3 protein-coding genes are annotated in these 3088 nt (G+C 62.0%); 1 reads left to right on the plus strand and 2 read right to left on the minus strand.

Annotated features, from left to right (window positions below; translation table 11 throughout):
* Positions 1 to 328 precede the first annotated feature (328 nt).
* Positions 329 to 769 (plus strand): carboxymuconolactone decarboxylase family protein, encoded by a 441-nt coding sequence (locus DBR18_RS01760; protein ID WP_108589034.1) that lies wholly within the window; start codon positions 329 to 331, stop codon positions 767 to 769.
* 138 nt (positions 770 to 907) lie between these two features.
* Here the strand turns inward: DBR18_RS01760 and DBR18_RS01765 are convergent, their stop codons facing one another.
* Both DBR18_RS01765 and DBR18_RS28620 read right to left on the minus strand, forming a co-directional pair.
* Positions 908 to 2500 (minus strand): DHA2 family efflux MFS transporter permease subunit, encoded by a 1593-nt coding sequence (locus DBR18_RS01765; protein WP_108589035.1) that lies wholly within the window; start codon positions 2498 to 2500, stop codon positions 908 to 910.
* Positions 2497 to 3088 (minus strand): HlyD family secretion protein (locus DBR18_RS28620; RefSeq protein WP_256588496.1); only part of this gene is annotated, 592 nt, incomplete at its 5' end. The genes DBR18_RS01765 and DBR18_RS28620, both read right to left, overlap by 4 nt.

Below are 3088 nucleotides of genomic sequence, written 5' to 3' on the forward strand. Positions count from 1 at the left end.
GTCCTTCGGCATGGCGGTGCCATTGTTTGCGCCGGGCTGGGCGCTGGAGTGGTCAGTGTCATCGGCAGCGAAACTGGCAGCGGAAGCCGTGGCGAGCAGCCCGGCCAGCATAAGCGAGGTGAGTGTGCGAGTGATCATGGTACGTCTCCAGAAAGGGGATTTACCTGATATTGGTCTCTGGCGCCGAACCCTTGGTGCCGACCGGGTGACGAGCGGTCAACCGGCCACAGGCGTAAGTGGTCTGCGCATCTTCGCGCAGATTGGCTATTTGTTGGCGGGCAGGGCGGGGCTAACGTAGCCACACATTCACCGACCCCGGAAAGCCACCATGAAACCTCGTAGCGATTTCTACACTGCTTCCCCTGATGCCCTGAAAGCGATGATTGCCCTGGAAACCGCGGTCTCGAAACTGCCGCTGGAAAAGACTCTGGTCGAACTGGTCAAGCTGCGCGCTTCGCAGATCAACGGCTGTGCGTTCTGCATCGATATGCACACCGCTGATGCGATCAAGGGCGGCGAGACTCCACGCCGTCTGTTTGCAGTGACCGCCTGGCGTGAAGCGCCGTTCTTCACCGACCGCGAGCGCGCTGCGCTGCTGTGGACCGAATCACTGACCCAACTGAGCCTGACCCACGCCCCGGACGAAGATTACGACATCGTCGCCGCGCAGTTCACGCCCAAGGAAATGGTCGACCTGAGCGTGGCGATCAGCACCATCAACAGCTGGAACCGTCTGGCGGTGGGCTTCCGTAAAACCCCACAGCTCTAAGCCCCAACCCATCACCCCTGTAGGAGCTGCCGAAGGCTGCGATCTTTTGACTTTGATTTTTTAAAAACAAGATCAAAAGATCGCAGCCTCGTTTCACTCGGCAGCTCCTACAGGGGCGGGGTGTTTTGGAAATCTGGATCAATGCGCATCCGCACTCGGCGCGGCTGGTGGTTGCACCTTGCGCATCAAGGGCACCATCGCCGTGGCGATGATGAAGCACAGCATGATCATCAAGAAGGTATCGCCGTAGGTCTGGGTCTGTGCCTCGCGGTAAGTCAGCAGCCACAGCTGACGCAGGCCGGCAGTGATGCCGACGTCACCGCTCTGGCCCAGCGCGGCCAGGTTGCCACCGACCTGCGTCAGCCACTGATTCATCGCCTCGTTGCTGCTGTTCAGATGCTCGGCCAGGCGGGTGAAGTGCAGGTTGGTGCGGTCATTGAGAATGGTCGCGCACGCGGCAATGCCGATCGCCCCACCGAGGTTGCGCATCAGGTTGAACAGCCCCGAAGCGTGTTTGAGTCGCGCCGGTGCCAACCCTCCCAACGTCAGCGTCACCGCCGGCGGCACCGCCAGTTGCTGGGCAATCCCGCGCAGCGCTTGTGGCAGCATCAACTGAGCGGCGCCCCAGTCGTGGGTGATCGGGCTGAATTCCCACATCGATAATGCAAACAGCCCCAACCCGATCATCATGATCCAGCGCAAATCCATGCGATTGGCGAGAAAGGCGTACAGCGGAATCGCCATGATCTGGAACACCCCGGTGGAAAAAACCGCCAGACCAATGTCCAGCGCGCTGTAGCCGCGCACCCGTCCGAGAAACAGCGGCGTCAGGTAAATCGTCGCGAACAGACCAATCCCGGTGACAAACGAAAAGAAACAGCCGAGGGCGAAGTTACGATCCTTGAGCGCGCGCAGATCGACGATCGGATTGGCCACATGCAAGGTGCGCCCGATAAATGCCAGACCCGCCAGACCGCTGATCCATGCCGTGATCAGAATCGTTTGATCGCTGAACCAGTTCCAGCGCGGGCCTTCTTCGAGGGTGTATTCCAGGCAGCCGAGAAACAGCGCCAGAAACACCATGCTCAGGTAGTCCGCGCCCTTGAGCAGCGCCAGCTCCGGCTGGTCGATCTTCACCAGCATCGGCACCGCCACCGCGACGAATATCCCCGGCACCAGATTGATGTAGAACAGCCAGTGCCACGAGGAAATATCGGTGATCCAGCCGCCGATCACCGGCCCCAGGGTCGGCGCGAGTGACGCCACTGCACCGATGGTTGCCGCAGCGATCACCCGTTGTTTGCCGGTAAAGAAAAAGAACGCGGTGGTGAATACCAGCGGAATCATCGAGCCGCCGAGAAAGCCTTGCAGCGCACGAAAGGCGATCATGCTCTGGATGTTCCAGGCCACGCCGCAGAGCAGGCTGGCCAGGGTGAAGCCGACCGCCGAGGCGCAGAACAGCCAGCGCGTGGAGAACACCCGCGACAGCCAGCCGGACAGCGGGATCACGATGATTTCGGCAATCAGGTAACTGGTCTGCACCCACGCGGTTTCGTCGGTACCGGCCGAAAGTCCGCCGCCAATATCGCGCAGCGACGCCGAGACAATCTGGATGTCCAGCAGCGCAATGAACATGCCGATGCACATCGTGGCGAAGGCGAAGACCTTGGTCGCGGTGGCCATGTCGGCGGCGTTGAACGGTTGCGCCGCAGCGGTGAGGGCGGTGCTCATGGCGCGACGGCCACGGCGCTGGTTTGTGGTTGGACACGGGTGTCGACTTCAGCGGTGACCGACAGCCCCGGCCGCAGATGGCCGAGCACGCCGTCAGCCGGATCGAGCAGAATCCGCACCGGCACCCGCTGGACGATTTTGGTGAAGTTGCCGGTGGCGTTCTCCGGCGGCAGCACACTGAATTGCGAACCGGTGGCGGGGGCGAGGCTGTCGAGGCGGCCATGGAATTCCTGGCCGGAAAGCACATCGGCACGGATGCTCACCCGTTGCCCAGGTTTCATCCGCGCCAGTTGGTCTTCCTTGAAATTGGCATCCACCCACAGACCGCTGGCCGGCACCACCGACAACTGTTGCGAACCGGCCTGGGCATAGGCACCGACCCGTGCGCGGCGGTTGCCGATCACCCCATCGACCGGCGCGCGCAGTTCGGTGTAGCCGAGGTTCAACTGCGCCAGATCACGCTCGGCGCGGGCTTGTTGCAGGGCGGCGCGGGCCTGTTGTTTCTGGGTGTCGATCACCGCCAGTTGGCGCTGGGCGGCGAGCAGTTCGGCCTGGGCACGGGCACTCAGGGCTTGTGCAGTCTTGAAA

The sequence above is a fragment of the Pseudomonas sp. HMWF021 genome, from assembly GCF_003061005.1.
Lineage (GTDB): Bacteria > Pseudomonadota > Gammaproteobacteria > Pseudomonadales > Pseudomonadaceae > Aquipseudomonas.